Source organism: Microbacterium sp. NPDC058269 (assembly GCF_042881445.1).
Lineage (GTDB): Bacteria > Actinomycetota > Actinomycetes > Actinomycetales > Microbacteriaceae > Microbacterium.
This window is the reverse complement of record NZ_JBHVXT010000001.1, coordinates 1,486,472-1,502,178: the sequence shown is the minus strand read 5'-3', so window position 1 is coordinate 1,502,178 and position 15,707 is coordinate 1,486,472. Positions and strand designations below refer to the sequence as shown.

Genomic DNA, 15,707 nt, shown 5'->3' with positions numbered 1-15,707 from the left:
CGAGGTCAGCGCACCGAGGTCAGCGCACCGGCAGGAAGTGCGTGGGCGTCGGAACCTGCGCCTCGTGACGGATGCCGAGGGGCGCGCCCGTGCGCTCGTCGAGGTCGATCAACGTGATCGTGTCGGAGCGCTGACCGGCGACGAGCATCTTGCCCTCGTGCACAAGATGGTGCCGAGGCCAATCGACACCGGAATCTGCGAGCGCCACGGACTCCAGAGCCTCGCCCCCGCCACGCACCCGCAGCGCCGCGATCGTGTTGCTTCCGCGAAGAGCTGTGTAGAGGAACTGCCCGTCGCGCGTGCGGGCGAGCTCGGCCGGGAAGTCTGTACCCACCTCGGCGATCGGGCTCGTCAGGGTCACCGACACGACGCTCCAGGTGCCGTCCGCCGCACGAGCGAGTGTGAACACCTCGCACGAGTACTCGGTGACCACGTGCAGGTGTCCGCTGGGGTGCAGGACCATGTGCCGCGGTCCGGTGCCGAGCGGGAGCACGACCTCGTGGTCGAGCACGAGTCCGCTGCCACTCTGCCGCCAGAAGCGCACGAGGTCGAAGCCGAGGTCGGTCGTGGCGATGCGGCCGTCGGGCAGGAACACCGCGGCGTGCGCGTGCGAGACACGGTCACCGCCGACAGCGTACGGGTCGATGGCCGCGATACCGTCACCGGGAGGAGTTGCGGCTGGAGCGTTCGGGTCGGGTTCACCGAACAGAGCCGCGCGGAGCGCCGCCGCGGCATCCGGCTTCGGGGGCACGATGCGTCCTTCCGCATCGAGGTCGAACCGCACCACGCGGCCGTCGCCGTAGCAGCTGGCGATCAGGGCCGAGCCGTTTGGGGCGACCGCGACGTGGCAGACGTACTGGCCGACCGGCGCGGGCGCACCCAGCGGTGCGAGAGCGGCTTCTCCCGCGCGGGAGAACGCCTGCACCGCGGAGTCGCCCTCGAGCGCCGCGTAGACGACATCGAGGGTCGGATGCTGCGCCAGCCACGACGGCGACGGCGTCTCGACCACGGCACCGCGGTAGGCGAGCGTCGAGGCCTCACGACCCTCATCCCCCGCGAGCAGGCCGATGCCGTCGGCGGAGCCGTCCATCGCGGCCCCGTAGCCGCCGAGCCAGAAGCGCGTCACGATGCGCGGCGGGTCAGTCGAGCAGCCCGTGGCGGACGATGACCTGGTCGCGCTCCGGGCCGACGCCGATCACCGAGATGCGCGTGTTGCTCATCTTCTCGAGCGCCAGCACATATTCCTGCGCGTTCTGCGGCAGGTCTTCGAAGGTGCGCGCGACCGAGATGTCTTCGCTCCAGCCGGGGAAGTACTCCAGGATCGGCTTCGCGTGGTGGAAGTCGGTCTGGTTGACCGGCACCTCGTCGAAGCGCTCGCCGTCGACGTCGTAGGCGACGCACACCGGGATCTGCTCGAGACCGGTGAGGATGTCGAGCTTGGTGAGCACCAGGTCGGTGATGCCGTTGATGCGCGTGGCGTAGCGCGTGATGGGCGCGTCGTACCAGCCGACTCGGCGCGGACGGCCGGTGGTGGTGCCGAACTCGAAGCCCTGCTTGCGCAGCCACTCGCCCTGCTCGTCGAAGAGCTCGGTCGGGAACGGGCCGGAGCCGACGCGGGTCGTGTACGCCTTGACGATGCCGACGATGCGGTCGAGCGCGCCGGGTCCCACTCCCGCACCCGTCGCCGCGCCTCCGGCGGTCGCCGAAGAGGAGGTCACGAACGGGTAGGTGCCGTGGTCGATGTCGAGCATCGTCGCCTGGCCGCCTTCGAACACGACGACCTCGCCGCGGCCCAGAGCCTGAGCGATCAGGTATCCGGTGTCGGCGACCATCGGGCGCAGACGCTCGGCGTAAGACAGGAGATCTTCGACGACCTCGTCGGCGGTGATCGCGCGGCGGTTGAAGATCTTCACCAGCAGGTGGTTCTTCTGATCGAGAGCACCCTCGACCTTCTGGCGCAGGATGTTCTCGTCGAACAGGTCCTGCACGCGGATGCCCACGCGGTTGATCTTGTCGGCGTAGGCAGGGCCGATGCCGCGACCGGTCGTGCCGATCATGCGCTTGCCGAGGAAGCGCTCGGTGACCTTGTCGAGCGTGCGGTGGTACTGCGTGATGATGTGCGCGTTGGCGCTGACCTTGAGGCGCGAGACATCGATGCCGCGGGCGGCGAGCGCCTCCAGCTCGAAGAAGAGCACCTCGAGGTCGACCACGACGCCGTTGCCGATCACGGGCGTCACACCGGGAGAGAGGATGCCGGAGGGCAGCAGGTGCAGCGCGTACTTCTCATCACCCACGACGACGGTGTGTCCGGCGTTGTTGCCGCCGTTGAACTTCACCACCCAGTCGGTGCGCTCACCGAGAAGATCGGTGGCCTTGCCCTTTCCTTCGTCGCCCCACTGCACGCCGACGATAACGATTCCTGGCATGGGTAACCCCCTGGCTTTCGCCGGGTTTGCACCGGCCGATGAGCTGGCCCTCTTCGGGCGATCCCATCCTATCGAAGCGTTCCGGTGCGCCCTTTCGGGGGACGCTCAGCGCCGGTCAGAACACATACAGCTGGCCGAGGATCAGGATGACGATGAAGAAGGCGACGGCGATCGCGCCGATGATCGTGAGGGTCCGTGCCGAGAGCTTCGCGACGCCCCACCCCACGAGGAAGGGGAGCGCGAGGAGCATGATCGCGACGATCCACCAGAACGCCGTGTAACCGCCTACGGTGGCCTCCGACAGCCGACCGCCGAACAGCTGCTGGGACATCGGATGGGTCGCGAAGCGCAATGCCGCGCTGATCGGAACGCCGACGAAGACGAAGACGATGAGCCCGATCAGCGCGCCCCACAGGGTCGGGCTGCCACCGCCGCTCAGCACCCCTCCGTGGAGTTCGGGCTGCTGCTGCCGTTGGTTCTTGCGCTCCGTCATGGCACAGGAGCCTATCCCCCGGGTGGACGCGGGGTGGTCGAGCACACGCTCTTCGCCGGTGCGGGGACGGAAGTCACCAGGGTGACCTGTAGCAACGGCCCACTCCACACGAGCGCGCTCAGCTCAGCGCCCGGAGGGCGTTCCACCCGCTGTTGAGGTTGGTCGCTATGTTTGTGGCGGCTCGCGTGTGCGCAACACATGAACCAGAGCCTGCCGCATCTCATCAGCCTCCCCAGAGGAAGCCTCTCGCGGTCGACGTCGGGTCGACCTCTCCCCCTTCGAGCGTCATCGACGCCCCTCGGCGGCTCGGTTCCGTGCATTGGCCTCGATCTCTCGCACCCGCACGTAGTGCGCCTCGATGCGCAGGGCTTGCGGTGATTCGGGGGCGGGATACCTCAGAGACGCCGGCATGACCGCGGCCGCCTGGGCGCACCGCCCGTCGCCCGCGGGATCGAGCACCCCTCGGAAGCCGGCGGGGATCCACGGATCGCCGCTCAGCCGAAGGAGCTCATCCGCCTCGGCCGGGTGCTCCGTCCAGCGATGCAGAGTCCCCTGGCCGTTGGCCTTCGTGCGGATGGGGTCGAGATGCGGAGCGACCATCTCGGCGTACTCCAGCTCGAACCAGGTCATCCATTGCGGCGCAGTCGGCAACCCGCTCCACGGGTCTTTGAGCTTGACGTCCATGAGCGGATGAGCCGTTCCGTACCGACTCGTATTGACCTCGGCGAACGCGAAGAAGGAGCCGGTCCGTTCGGCGAGCGCGACGAAGAACGGCTCGATGGCATCCAGGGCTTTCAGCTTCTCGAGCCGATCGAGCTCGAACTTCAGTCGGATCGATTGAGTTCGGCGCTCCAGGTCGTTCGTCCACCCGTCGATGGTCCCGTGCTCGATCGGCTTGCCCGCGAGAATGAGATCACTGATGTAGCAGTCCTCGCGGTACCTGGCGTCGAACTGCGCGTCGTCGTCGCGGGGGAACCGTCCCTGGAAGGGTTCGTGGGTGCCGAATCGCGGAGGCACGCCGGGCTTGAAGAACTCGCGGGCGGTACGGAGGTAAATCTCGGCGAGATCCTTGTCGTTCGCATCGTCGAGCAGTCGGTACCAGCGCAGGTGCAGAAAGCGCGGTTGCGGGGGTTCCGGCTCTGGCTCCGGCTCGGGCTCCGGCGGCTCGTAAGTCTGTGGGTCGATCACCGTGCCGTCGACACGCTCCGCCAACCGTGCGGCGAACGCCGTCGCCACAGCCAGCTTCGTCTCGTCTACGCTGAACGAAAATCCTGCGCCCGTCTGCACGTCGTACGACACGTGGATGCTGTACAGCACCGTCGCATCCGCGACCTCGGTCCACCCCTCCGGGATGTGCTCCGGCTCCAGCAGATCGGGACCATCCAGCTCGAACGCCATCGCGCCGCCGCGCTTGTACACGATCGACGAGATCGTCTGCGACCTCCGATCGACCTTGGCCTTGAGCCCGCGCACCGACGAGACCACCTTCGCCAGCTCCCTCGCCGTCAGTGAGACCTTTCCGTACACCTCGAGGTCATATGACATCGACCACTCCCCTCCGAATCGTCTGCCCCCATCCTGTCGGATAGGACGGACACCAGAAGGACACGATTACATCGGGCGCAGCACCGGGGATGCGGCCGTCACCGAATGCGAATCAGACCGCTCGTCGACCGGAGTCGTTCAGGCATGATCCTCGCGGTGGCCGTCGCCAATCGGCGATGATCAGGGTCGTCCTGAAGGGGAAGGAAGTCCTCGGGGATCCACGGTTCCCGCTCGGTGGTTGCTGAGGCGGGAATCGCGGGCGAAGGGCGGCTGACGTGGAGAAGCCCCCGGTCGGACTCCCGAAGCTCCCCCGTCGTCAAGTGCGACTGCACGAGGGCGGCGTAGTCGGGGGCGAACGAGCTCAACCACGGCGCCTGTCGGGGCAGGCCCGTCCATTCTCCCCATTGCGCCATTGCCACAGGATGGCTGTACCTCGATCGTCGGATGTCGGCGCACGCGTAGAAGCTGTCGGTGCGCCGAGCAAGGTCGACGAGAAAAGCCTCGACCGCGCCAGCGAGACGGGGCTTGAGCAAAGTGGAGGCGTCGAACACGAGCCCCAGGCGTTGACGATCGCCGATCTGATCTCGAGACCACCCATCGAGGAATCCGTAGAGCAGCGGCTTACGTCCGCTGATCTGCATCCGCTGGGAGTCGCACTCCTCTCGGTACAACCTGTCGACTCCCGCTGCGCCTTCCTTCGCGAACTTCGCGAACGGGGACCAACGCCCGAAGGTCCTCGGCAGAGCACGCGGGAAGAACTCCTCCGCCGATGCGACGTAGTGGGCGGCGAAGGCGTCGCCCTCGTCGTCCAAGCCCCGAAACCACTCCATATGCAGGAAGCACTCGGGCTCCGGCGCGGCTGGAGGCGCAGCCACCGGCTCCGGCTCGGTCTGCCAGTCGACCACTTTGCCCTTGACTCGCCGGGCGAGCCGATCGGCGAAGGCGAGCGCGAGCTCCGTGTTCGCCTCCGCCTGTCCGTCGTATGTCACGGAGATGCTGTACTGCACACGCAGCCGGGTGAGGTCCGGTCTCCCCTCGGGAAGATCCTCACGCTCCAGCCGAGTCGGACCGTCGAGGACGAAGCAGTGCTCTCCCGAGTCCGCCCGCACGACGGCCGAGATCCCTCCGGATCCCGGGTCGACCTGCGCATGCAGAGCCCGATCCTCCACGAGTACGTCGACCAGCTGACGCGCACTGAGCGACAGTGTGCCGAAGACATCAAGGTCGTACGACACCGGACATCACCTCTCCTTCGGGCAGAGCTTGCTCTTCCAACCGTAGAGCTCGAGCGGCCACCGACCGGCGCGGTGGCCGAAAACGTGCGGACCATGTCGCTTCCCCGGCTCGCCCGATGTCGGAAGCCCCTGCCAGGATCGAAGGATGGCAGAAGCCGCATCCGGTGACCCCGGAATCCGCACCAGCACCGACGCATCCACCAGCACAGACACATCCACCAGCACAGACGCACCGAAGAGCGCTGACGCGCCGAAGAACCAGGGCGCGCTCGTCCTCGTCGCAGCGCTGGTCACCGTGGTGCTGTGGGCGTCCGCCTTCATCGGCATCCGCGGCGCAGGCCCGCACTACGACCCGGGTGCACTGGCACTGCTGCGGATGGCCGTCGGCACCGTCGTGCTGACGATCATCGCCGTGCGCCACGGCATCCGCATCCCGGAACGCCGCCACTGGCTGCTGATCGCGGTGTGGGGCGTCGGCTGGTTCTGCGTCTACAACCTCGCCCTCAACAGTGCAGAGCTCACGCTCGACGCCGGGACCGCCGCGATGGTCGTGAACCTCGCGCCCCTCATGGTCGTGGTCTTCAGCGGACTGTTCCTTCGCGAGGGATTCCCCAAGCCGCTCGTCATCGGGGCGCCCATCGCGTTCCTCGGCGTTGTGCTGATCGGCATGAACTCCTCCACCAGCGCCGGCCCCGACATCACGGGTCTGCTCCTCGCCCTCCTCGCCGCGGTCATGTACGCCGGGTGCACGCTCGTGCAGAAGCGACTGCTCACCTCGGGCGTCGACCCGACCACCCTGACCTGGCTCGGAGCGGGCGTCGGCACCATCGCGCTCCTCCCCTGGATCGGCACCCTCATCGGCTCACTCCAGACGGCACCGCTGGATGCGACGCTGTGGGTCGTCTACCTCGGCATCTTCCCCACGGCGATCGCCTTCACGACCTGGGCCTACGTGCTGCAGCGCAGCACCGCGGGACAGACGTCGGCGACCACCTACGTCGTGCCGGCGATCGCGATCCTGATGTCGTGGGCGATCCTCGGCGAGGTGCCGACGCCACTGATGTTCCTCGGCGGGGCGCTGTGTCTGCTGGGCGTGCTGATCACCCGTCTGCGGTGGCGGCAACGGAGCTGACGCTCGCGAACAGAGGAATGGGAAGGTCTCGGTGGCCCGCGCTGAACGCCCGAGACGTAAGCATTGCTACTACTAGCCCACTGGGCCTCGTTGCGCTACGATAAAGACATCATGATCAGCCCGTTGCCGAAAGGCGCGGGCTGATTTTCTTTCTGGGGGGGGAGGCTCATGGTCGAGTACGTCAAGAACTGGTTGTCCGTGGAACAGCAGGTCGAGCGTCTCATCGAGCATGGCCTCCAGATACCGGATGAGAATCGCGCTGCGAAGATCTTGGCAGCGATCGGCTATTACCGGCTCACCGGCTACCTCTATCCGTTCCGGATGTCGGAGGAGTACGTCGATGACGAGGATCGCACACGTGTACGCGTCCTGAGCCGCTACCGTCCGGGCACGCGACTTTCCCACGCCGAGGAGCTCATCGACTTCGACCGACAGCTCCGGCTCCTCGTTCTAGACGGAATCGAGCGCATCGAGGTAGCCATCCGGATGCGCCTCGGTTACGTGTTGGGAAGAACCTCAGCCTTCGCCTACGAAGATCCGACCCTGTTCACTGCGGCTTTCACCTCGAACGGCACTGACATCCGCGACCCGAAGTCGAGTAGGCATGTGCAGTGGCTGCAACGGGTCAGTTCTCGCCAAGCCAGCTCCGACGAGAAGTTCGTCGAACACTTCCGAGAGAAATACGACGACAGAATGCCCGTCTGGGCACTCACTGAGATTCTCGAGCTAGGTCACCTCTCTGTTCTCTACCGGGGGATGAATCAGGTGGACGCCGAAGAGATCGCTCTCGCTCATGGCGTCCCAACCAAGAAGCTGATGGTGAGTTGGCTAGCCAGCCTCAACTACATGCGGAATGTTGCGGCTCACCACGCGCGGCTGTTCAACCGAAAACTCCAGAACGCGCCGTCGAGGCCCAAGACTGGCCAAATCCCTGTGCTCGACCATCTTCGCAATTCCGAGCACCCCAAGCAGGTCTATGGCACGTACAACGCGCTGGCAGTGATCGCGTATCTCCTGCCGGCGATAGACCCGGACACCGGCTGGACGGCGCGAGTCGCGGCGCTGTTTCGCGACTTCCCGGACTCCGAGTCGCTCACGATCGAGTCACTCGGTGCACCCGGCGACTGGGGCGTCCTCGAACTGTGGCAAGAGTGAACCTGAGGCGGGTCATCCCGTTCGGCAGGCAACGTGAAAAAGGGGCCTGCGCTGTGACGCTCGTCAGCGCCCGGTGATCACCCCGCGGGCGATCCCCAACTCCGCGAGCCGCGTAGCGGCGAGGGTGCGCTTGAGCTCGAGCGACTCCCCGATCTCAGCGGCCAGTCGGGGTCGTGTGCGGATCAGGGCGTCGATCGTGTCGAGAGGCAGCACCACCACGGTGAGGATCTCCCCGGCGACGGTAACGGCCTGCGTGCGCTCGCGGGTGAGAGCGGTCTGCCCGATGAGGTCGCCCTTCTCGGCGGCGGCGAACTCGACGCGTCCGCCTTCCACCTCGAGGGCGAGCGCCGCCCGGCCCGACAGCACCACGCGCACCTCGTCGGGGACGACGCCGCTGGGCATCACGATCTCGCCGACGCCGTAGCGCTCCAACCTGGCCTGAGTGAGCACAGCCTCGATGTCGTCGTCGCGCAGATGCAGGGTCGGCGCGATCTGGTGCATCGCCTCGACCAGACGCTGCGGTTCGGCGAGCGGATCGGTGGAGTCGCCGTCGAGCGCGAATCCGCGACGCCGGGCCGCGTACCAGAGCCAGGAGAGGTACATCGAGAGGGCCCGGGACGCATCGGCCGGACCCGCCACCGGGATCGATACGGAGTACGCCCCGGCACCCGAGTAGTCGACGGTCGCCCGCTCGCGCTGCAGTCGCATCGGAAGCGAGTCGGCCACCTCGACGAGGAGCGCGATCACCTCGTGCGGAGGATCGTCGGTCGAGAACTTCACGCCCGTCTCGGCATAGTACGGCCCCTCGGGCTCGCTCATGTTCGTGAAGGAGGCTCCCGAGAGCGACGAGTTCGGCACGATCTGGATGCCGGAACCCGTGTCGATGTGCACGGCCCGCCAGTTCACCTCGACGACCCGGCCCTTGACCCCCGCGGCATCCAGCCAGTCGCCGATCTTGAACGGCTGCTCGAACAGCAGCAGCAGACCCGAGATCACCCCGCCCACCGCGTTCTGCAGGGCGAGGCCGATCACGATCGATCCGACACCGAGCGCCGTGAACAGTCCGCCGACGTCGGCATCCCACACCCACGAGAACAGCAGCGCGAGGCCGACGCCCACCAGGACCAGCCGTCCGATCTCCACGAAGATCGACGGGATACGCTCCCGCCACGACCCCGGCTTCGCGTTGGCGAACAGCGCTACGTTGAACGCCGACAGCACGAGCAGGATGATGAGGAAGCCGAACACGGTCGCCACCACACGGGTCCACACCTGATCGGCGGGCGACTGGATCGCGAACACCAGCAGTGCGAACAACGCCCCGACCGGGATGACCCAGTTGCGTAGCATCCGCAACGGCTTCGCGACGGGGTTGTTCCGCCGCGTCAGCGTGCCGATGAGCTCGGTGAGCACGACGAGGACGACGGGCACGCCGACCGCGAGGCCGATGATCCACCAACCCCAGCCGCCCGTGAACACGTCGCCCATGATCAGACCACCTTCCACACGGTCTCGGTCCTACCCTGGGTCTCCACCGTCCCCGCCTCGACGTAACTGACGATCTCCTGCGTGCGATCGCGCACGGTCTGGCTCACGTAGATGCCCGGCTCGCCGGTGACCGAACGCACCCGGTAGGCGAGGCTCACCGCGTCGCCCCAGAGGTCGTAGGCCAGGCTCGTCCGCGCCACGAGGCCGCTCGTGACCGTGCCGGTGTCGACGCCCGCGCGCAGCGAGATCTGCGTGCCGTTCTGCGCGTTGAAGCGCTCGATCACGCCCAGCAGGCTCCGCGCGAACTCCACCGCCCTCCGGATGTTGTCGACCCGCGGCACGATCAGACCCGACGATGCCAGGTAGCCTCCGCGCAGCGTGCGCACCTTCTCGACACCGGCCTTCTCTGCGGCTTCGTCGAATCCGCGCATCAGCGTGTTCAGGAGTCCGATCTCCTCTTCGGCGCTCATGCCACGGGCGAGGTCGTCGAATCCGACGAGTTCCGCGAACACGACCGAGACGTTCTCGTGGGCCTCGGTGATCGCCTCGTCGCCCTGCTTGTACTTCGTCGCCACGCTCTCGGGCATGAGGGTGTGCAGCAGCTTCTCGTTCTCCTTCTGCTGCTCTTCGATCAGATCCTGCTTGATCCGCAGACTCGACGCCATGTCGTTGAAGGCGCTCCCCAGGTCGCCGAACTCGTCGCGCGAGCCTTGCGGCACCTGCACGTCGAGGTCGCCCTCCGCCACCCGATGCACGGCGCCGACGAGACGGTGGATCGGGCGGGTGAACACCTGCGCGAGCAGGAGCGACAGCAACGAGACTCCGAGCAGGATGCCGAGCAGCGACAGCAGCACGTTGCGGGTGAAGACGTTGACCGGTTCGAAGGCCTCGGCCGTGTCGATGCGCGCGATCACGACCCAGTCGAGGCCTTCGATCTCCAACGGCGCATAGGCGGTGACGCTCTCGCCGCCGATGAAGTCGCGTCCGACGACCGTGCCACTTCTGCCGGCCTGCGCCTCCTGCACGGCCTTGGTGTCGACCGGCTGCAGGAGCACGGTGCCCTTGATCGCGGCGATGCGGTCGACGATCGTCGGGGCCATGCCTCCGCTGATGAGGCGCTTCACGTAGTCGTCCGGATCTTCCACGAGCCGGCGCGCGGTGCTGCGCATGAGGTCGTCCCGACCGACCAGGTAGACCTCTCCGGTGTCGCCGAGCCCCTGTTCCTTCCACCCCTCGCTCCCGGTCATCACGTCGTTGATCGTGTCGATCGAGATCTGGAAGGCCATCGCCCCGGTGATGCCGCTGTCGTTCCCGACCGGCGAGACGACCCACATTCCCGGCACGTTGAGGGAGGGGATCCAGCGGTCGAAGTCGGTGAGGACGACGGTGTTGACGGAGTTCGTGGCGATCGCCTCGGCGTAGGCCTTCGAGAGAGCCGAATCGCGATAGGGCCCGGTGAGGATGTTCGTCCCGAGTTCCACACCCTTGTAGGCGGAGTAGGTGACGTCGCCGTCGGTGTTGAGCAGCAGGGCGTCTTCATAACCCGCCTCTTTGACCAGGCGCGTGAAGTAGTCGCCGTAGCGCTCGGTCGCGGCCGAGTAGCTGGTGCCGTCGCCGCTGTCGTTGAGCTCCAGCTGCACGTCGTAGTCGGCGTCGAAGTCCTTGTTGCCGAGCGCGTACTGCAGCTGCACGTATTGCCCGGCGGCGGACTCCGGGATGAAGGCGGTGTCGCCGTACTCCTCCCCCGACCGCGCCTCGAGCTCGGGGATGAAGACGTCTTGGTAGTAGCCCTCGAGCTCGGCGCGCTGATTCTCGTCCAGCTCGACACCGGCGAGGTCGGCGAAGCCCGCGTTGACGGCCGTCGACATCGACTGTGCGCTGAGGTTGCGGCTGTTGAGCGAGGCATCCCGCCGCACGCTCTCGATCGCCGTCGTGATCTCAGCCGCGCGCATCGACCGGATGGTGATCAGCTGGTCGACGGCGGAGTCGTGCAAGGACTGCCGCCCGTTCACGAAGCCGATCGCTCCGACGATCACCGACGAGACGAGACTCACGCCCAGCAGCATGATGAGCAGCTTGGACTGGATGCTGAGCCCGGCCCGACGGAACCGACGCTTCTTCGTCCCGCTCGCGTCGACCGTGCCGCTGCTGTTTCCGCTGTCGCTCATCTGCCCCTCCGCCATGCGCGTGCTGCGTGAACGGTCCGACGATATCGATATATCGGTCCCGCGGTCTATGGAAACCTGCCACTACAGTTGCGACCGGAGGCGAAATGACGATCTGGTGGCCCTATCTGCGCATCGCCGCAGCCGTACTCGCGCTCGCGGCGGTCGTCGCGCAGCTGACCCGCTCGGTGCAGAACGCCCTCGATGCGACGACCGAGTGGGGCAGCCACCTGCCGACGGTCGCGGCGAACTTCCTCAGCTTCTTCACGATCGAGTCGAACATCCTCGCCGCGATCGTGCTGCTCATCGCCGCCATCTGGGCCCTCCGCCACCACGCGACCACCGATGCGGAGCCGCAGTGGCTCGCCGTGCTGCTGGTCTGCGTCAGCACCTACATGATCGTCACGGGCATCGTGTACAACACGCTGCTGCGGAGCGTCGAGCTCCCCCAAGGCGTCACCGTTCCCTGGTCGAACGAGGTGCTGCACGTCATCATCCCGCTGTTCCTGCTCCTCGACGTGCTGCTCGCCCCGCGCCGCCGCGCCTTGGGTTGGAGCACGATCGCCATCGCCGCGATCTTTCCGCTGGTCTGGGCCGTCTACACCCTGATCCGCGCGAACCTCATCATCGCGCCGGCGACAGGTCAGCCCTACTGGTATCCGTATCCGTTCCTGAACCCCAACACCGTACCGGGCGGCTACCTCGGCGTCTCGGGGTACATCGTCGGCATCGCGATCGCGATCATCGCCGTGGCGGCTGGCGTCGTCTGGGTCGGCCGGCGCCGCGGCACCACGCCCCCGACCGTCTCCTGACCGGTCTCGGACGACGACGCCCCTCGCACCCGGGGAACGGGTGGAGGGGCGTGGTCGATTCGCGCGATGATCAGGCGGTGGCGAGCGCCTCCCGGTCGTCATCCCGCGGCTGACCCGCGATGATCCGCGCCGTCTCGGTGGCATCCGGATCGACGTCGAGGTAGCGCTCGAGCGAATCGTCGAGTTCTTCAAGCCAGGGCGTGTGGTGCACGACGGCGATGGTCCCGGTCATGACCGACTCGTAGGTGCGGTCACGGTAGCCCATGATGTCGTCCTTCTTGTCGTGCTTCCACGCGAGGAAGATCTCGACCACGCGGTCGATGTCGAACTCCGGGTAGTCGGTGAGTTCGAGCAGGTCACGGATGTAGTCGGCCTGGAAGCGGATCTCCGCCGCGGCCGAGTCGATCTGCCCGAACCGCGTGCGCCACTCGGCGATGGATGCCGCGCGCTCCTGCTCGTCGGGCAGCGCGAGGCGGCCGAGGATCAGATCGCGCACGTACCAGGCCTGCGCGTCGAACATGTTGAAGGTGAACCACTGGTCCTGAGCGCCGAGATACGTCAGGCGCGGGTTTCCCTGCCACACCACGCCGCGGTAGAGACCGTCGGGGTAGACGTTGTTCGGCGAGGACAGCGCGAGGTCATCGGGGAGGAACGGGTACTTGTGCAGGTACCCGGTGCACAGGATGACCGCGTCGATGTGCTTCGAGGTGCCGTCGGCGAAGAACGCGGTGCTGCCCTCGAAACGCTCGACGACGGGCCGCTCCTCGATGCTCTCGGGCCAGTCGTATCCCATCGGCGCCGACCGGAAGCTCGCGGTCACCGAGCGGGCGCCCATCTTGAACGCCTGGCTGCCGATGTCTTCCGCGGAGTAGCTCGCACCGATCACGAGCACGTCCTTGTCTGCGAACGCCTCGGCGCCGCGGAAGTCGTGAGCGTGGCTGATGTAACCAGGGAACGTCTCGATGCCCGGGAAGTCCGGCACGTTGGGGAAGGAGAAGTGCCCGCTAGCGATGATGACGCGGTCGAACTCCTCCACGGTCGACCGGCCGGTGGGCAGGTCTTCGCTGGTGAGCGTGAAGACCTCGCGCTCGCTGTCGAATTCGATCCAGCGCACCACGGTCTGGAAGCGGATCAGCCCGCGCACGTCGCTCTTCTCCAGGCGGCCGGCGATGTAGTCCCAGAGCACCGGGCGCGGCGGGTAGGAGGAGATGGGGCGGCCGAAGTGCTCGTCGAAGCTGTAGTCGGCGAACTCCAGCGCTTCCTTCGGGCCGTTCGACCACAGGTTGCGGTACATGCTCGAGTGCACCGGTTCGCCGTACTCGTCGAGGCCCGTGCGCCAGGTGAAGTTCCACTGTCCGCCCCAGTCGGCCTGCTTCTCGAAGCAGACCAGGTCGGGGATCTCCGCCCCCGCGCGGGCCGCGGACTCGAAGGCCCGCAGCTGCGCCATGCCCGAGGGGCCGGCGCCGATGATCGCTACTCGTTCTCTACTCGTCACGTATTGTCCTCATACTCTTCAGTCATGTATCGGCACGGCCGCATCCGAGCGAGGAACAGTTCTGTCCCGGTGGGAGCGGAATGCTCGACCTGCCCGGAAAGCGGCTGCTCTTCGACGTTAGCAGGGTCGGTCCGTAGGCGATGGCGACGATCATCCGCTGGATGTACGACGTGGGTACTCCAGTCCGATGTCCGCCAACGGGCCCCCGTCATAGCGTGGATGTCATGTCAACCACTGCCCCTGCCCCCGTCACTGCCACGCCGTCCGTCTCCGCGACATCGACCGCGAAAGGCACCGCCAGCCTCGTTCTGGGGATCTGCTCCCTGTTTGCCGGCTGGACGTTCTTCGCGCCCGCGATCGGACTGATCCTCGGGATCGTGTCGCTGCGAGGAGAGCCACGTGCACGGACTCAGGCGACATGGGGGATCGCACTCAACGCGATCGCCATGAGCATCTGGGTCATCCTGACGATCCTCGCCCTGGCCTTCGGATGGATCGCGGCCACATCGACAGTGTTCGGCCAGTAACGACCTCTAACCGCCGCAGTCTCCTGTCAGTCCGACTCGCGCTGCGCCTACCAGCCTCCGCCTTCAGGCGTGAAGGTCGCGAGCACAGGTTCACTCACATGCTGAGGTGTCGTAGCCCTGGCCTCGCGCGCATCGAGAAGCCTGTTCGGAACACGATCGCCGCGAAGCTCATGCCTCGTCGAGGGTTCGAGTCGGTAGAGACGAAGGGCGAGCCACAGCAGCGTCCCGTCGAGTCCCAGCGCTGAAGGGTCGACGTCGATCACGCCGCGCTTGCGCGAGAACGGATGACGCCACCGCTCTCGGTAACTCCGGGCATCGGGGCGCACGCCCACCTTCAAGACCATCACGTTGTTCATGCCGACGCCGTAATCGATGCTCTCGATGTCGTCCCAGTTCACCTCGGCATCGAGATGGAACGTCGCCGACCCGAGCCCCCGAGGATGCAGGAAAAGGCGCCTCGGTTGTCTGAGGGAGATGAGGTGACTCACGATCGGGCCGAGCAGCAGGACGGCGAGCAGCGCCCACATGATGCCCCACCCTCCGCCCGCAGTCACGGCGAAGACGGCGAGCGTCGATGCCGCTGCGATCGCGGCGACCGCCGTCATCACCGGCACCCGCTTCGATCCAGGAACGAGAACCCCTCCGGGGACCGTCGCGCTCGCCCGACGAATCTCTTCTGCGGTGACGCGACGACGAGAGAGCGTGGTGAGCCACAGGGTGAGGGCGAACACCCACCACAGCGCAGGGACGGCGATCAGCACACCGCCCATCGATCCCCGGGATCCGGTGTCGTCGAGGTACACCCATGCGCACAGCACGGTCGCAGTAGCCGCGAGGATCACGTTCAGCACGACGACGCCCACCCACAGCGGGCGACCAAGGTTGCGCTCGAGAAGACTGCGTGGCATCGTTCCAGGTTTCTTCATCGTTCTCGCATCATCCGAAGATCGAGTTCCATGCGCCGCCGACGGCGTCGCCCACTGCCCCTGCCGCATCTCCGAGCGCTTCACCCGTGTCCACAAGTTCATTCCATCCGGCTTCGAAGACGTTGCCAGCGCCCTCGTAAATGCCGTCACTCGAGGTCTCAGCTAACCACGCGTTCATCGCTGTTGGCCCAAATTGTCGGCGCGTGGCAGAGATCACAACGTTGAGCCCTCTCGACGACTCCGCCCTCGCGATCAAACTGACACCTGATGACGGCGAGTTCGTCCCGATGGGCCCGCGACCTCATGCA

13 protein-coding genes are annotated in these 15,707 nt (G+C 66.5%); 4 read left to right on the top strand and 9 right to left on the bottom strand.

The window, feature by feature from the left end; genetic code table 11:
* Window positions 1-19: 19 nt before the first annotated feature.
* From ACFVWL_RS07450 to ACFVWL_RS07430, 5 genes are all read right to left on the bottom strand, one after another.
* A complete protein-coding gene (locus ACFVWL_RS07450) occupies window positions 20-1,126 on the bottom strand; it encodes a lactonase family protein (protein ID WP_387180468.1) in 1,107 nt (368 codons plus the stop codon).
* Between the two features lie 13 nt (window positions 1,127-1,139).
* Entirely contained in the window at window positions 1,140-2,426 is a 1,287-nt protein-coding gene (locus ACFVWL_RS07445; RefSeq protein WP_387180465.1) for an adenylosuccinate synthase, read from the bottom strand.
* A 115-nt stretch (window positions 2,427-2,541) separates the two neighbouring features.
* On the bottom strand, window positions 2,542-2,919 hold the full coding sequence (locus tag ACFVWL_RS07440) for a hypothetical protein (protein WP_387180463.1): 378 nt from the start codon (window positions 2,917-2,919) through the stop codon (window positions 2,542-2,544).
* 285 nt (window positions 2,920-3,204) lie between these two features.
* On the bottom strand, window positions 3,205-4,464 hold the full coding sequence (locus ACFVWL_RS07435; protein WP_387180461.1) for a hypothetical protein: 1,260 nt from the start codon (window positions 4,462-4,464) through the stop codon (window positions 3,205-3,207).
* Between the two features lie 98 nt (window positions 4,465-4,562).
* Window positions 4,563-5,699 carry a hypothetical protein gene (locus ACFVWL_RS07430; RefSeq protein WP_387180459.1) on the bottom strand — a complete coding sequence of 379 codons (1,137 nt, stop codon included), beginning with the start codon at window positions 5,697-5,699 and terminating at the stop codon, window positions 4,563-4,565.
* Window positions 5,700-5,844: 145 nt separating this feature from the next.
* Between ACFVWL_RS07430 and ACFVWL_RS07425 the strand changes: the two genes are divergently transcribed.
* A complete protein-coding gene (locus tag ACFVWL_RS07425; RefSeq protein WP_387180456.1) occupies window positions 5,845-6,831 on the top strand; it encodes a DMT family transporter in 987 nt (328 codons plus the stop codon).
* A 168-nt stretch (window positions 6,832-6,999) separates the two neighbouring features.
* A complete protein-coding gene (locus tag ACFVWL_RS07420; protein ID WP_387180455.1) occupies window positions 7,000-7,986 on the top strand; it encodes an Abi family protein in 987 nt (328 codons plus the stop codon).
* A 63-nt stretch (window positions 7,987-8,049) separates the two neighbouring features.
* On the opposite strand, the gene ACFVWL_RS07415 is transcribed toward ACFVWL_RS07420, so the two are convergent.
* Both ACFVWL_RS07415 and ACFVWL_RS07410 read right to left on the bottom strand, forming a co-directional pair.
* Window positions 8,050-9,474, bottom strand: a complete 1,425-nt coding sequence (locus tag ACFVWL_RS07415; protein WP_387180451.1) for a mechanosensitive ion channel domain-containing protein — start codon at window positions 9,472-9,474, stop codon at window positions 8,050-8,052.
* A gap of 2 nt (window positions 9,475-9,476) precedes the next feature.
* On the bottom strand, window positions 9,477-11,642 hold the full coding sequence (locus ACFVWL_RS07410) for an adenylate/guanylate cyclase domain-containing protein (protein ID WP_387180449.1): 2,166 nt from the start codon (window positions 11,640-11,642) through the stop codon (window positions 9,477-9,479).
* Window positions 11,643-11,746: 104 nt separating this feature from the next.
* Between ACFVWL_RS07410 and ACFVWL_RS07405 the strand changes: the two genes are divergently transcribed.
* Window positions 11,747-12,451: a Pr6Pr family membrane protein gene (locus ACFVWL_RS07405; RefSeq protein ID WP_387180447.1), complete on the top strand. Its 705-nt coding sequence runs from the start codon at window positions 11,747-11,749 to the stop codon at window positions 12,449-12,451.
* Between the two features lie 70 nt (window positions 12,452-12,521).
* Here the strand turns inward: ACFVWL_RS07405 and ACFVWL_RS07400 are convergent, their stop codons facing one another.
* Window positions 12,522-13,946, bottom strand: a complete 1,425-nt coding sequence (locus tag ACFVWL_RS07400; protein ID WP_387180444.1) for an NAD(P)-binding domain-containing protein — start codon at window positions 13,944-13,946, stop codon at window positions 12,522-12,524.
* A 224-nt stretch (window positions 13,947-14,170) separates the two neighbouring features.
* On the opposite strand from ACFVWL_RS07400, the gene ACFVWL_RS07395 reads away from it, so the two are divergent.
* Window positions 14,171-14,473, top strand: a complete 303-nt coding sequence (locus ACFVWL_RS07395; protein ID WP_387180442.1) for a hypothetical protein — start codon at window positions 14,171-14,173, stop codon at window positions 14,471-14,473.
* 47 nt (window positions 14,474-14,520) lie between these two features.
* Here ACFVWL_RS07395 and ACFVWL_RS07390 read toward each other — a convergent pair whose 3' ends face one another.
* Window positions 14,521-15,381, bottom strand: coding sequence for a hypothetical protein (locus ACFVWL_RS07390; protein ID WP_387180439.1), 861 nt, complete (start codon window positions 15,379-15,381; stop codon window positions 14,521-14,523).
* Window positions 15,382-15,707: the final 326 nt, after the last annotated feature.

What these genes read in the sequence shown, in the direction of transcription:
- ACFVWL_RS07410 (WP_387180449.1), bottom strand. Translation starts at nt 11,642, where the DNA reads ATGAGCGACAGCGGAAACAGCAGCGGCACGGTCGACGCGAGCGGGACG.
- ACFVWL_RS07440 (WP_387180463.1), bottom strand. Translation starts at nt 2,919, where the DNA reads ATGACGGAGCGCAAGAACCAACGGCAGCAGCAGCCCGAACTCCACGGA.
- ACFVWL_RS07420 (WP_387180455.1), top strand. Translation starts at nt 7,000, where the DNA reads ATGGTCGAGTACGTCAAGAACTGGTTGTCCGTGGAACAGCAGGTCGAG.
- ACFVWL_RS07435 (WP_387180461.1), bottom strand. Translation starts at nt 4,464, where the DNA reads ATGTCATATGACCTCGAGGTGTACGGAAAGGTCTCACTGACGGCGAGG.
- ACFVWL_RS07405 (WP_387180447.1), top strand. Translation starts at nt 11,747, where the DNA reads ATGACGATCTGGTGGCCCTATCTGCGCATCGCCGCAGCCGTACTCGCG.
- ACFVWL_RS07445 (WP_387180465.1), bottom strand. Translation starts at nt 2,426, where the DNA reads ATGCCAGGAATCGTTATCGTCGGCGTGCAGTGGGGCGACGAAGGAAAG.
- ACFVWL_RS07415 (WP_387180451.1), bottom strand. Translation starts at nt 9,474, where the DNA reads ATGGGCGACGTGTTCACGGGCGGCTGGGGTTGGTGGATCATCGGCCTC.
- ACFVWL_RS07425 (WP_387180456.1), top strand. Translation starts at nt 5,845, where the DNA reads ATGGCAGAAGCCGCATCCGGTGACCCCGGAATCCGCACCAGCACCGAC.
- ACFVWL_RS07390 (WP_387180439.1), bottom strand. Translation starts at nt 15,381, where the DNA reads ATGCCACGCAGTCTTCTCGAGCGCAACCTTGGTCGCCCGCTGTGGGTG.
- ACFVWL_RS07395 (WP_387180442.1), top strand. Translation starts at nt 14,171, where the DNA reads ATGTCAACCACTGCCCCTGCCCCCGTCACTGCCACGCCGTCCGTCTCC.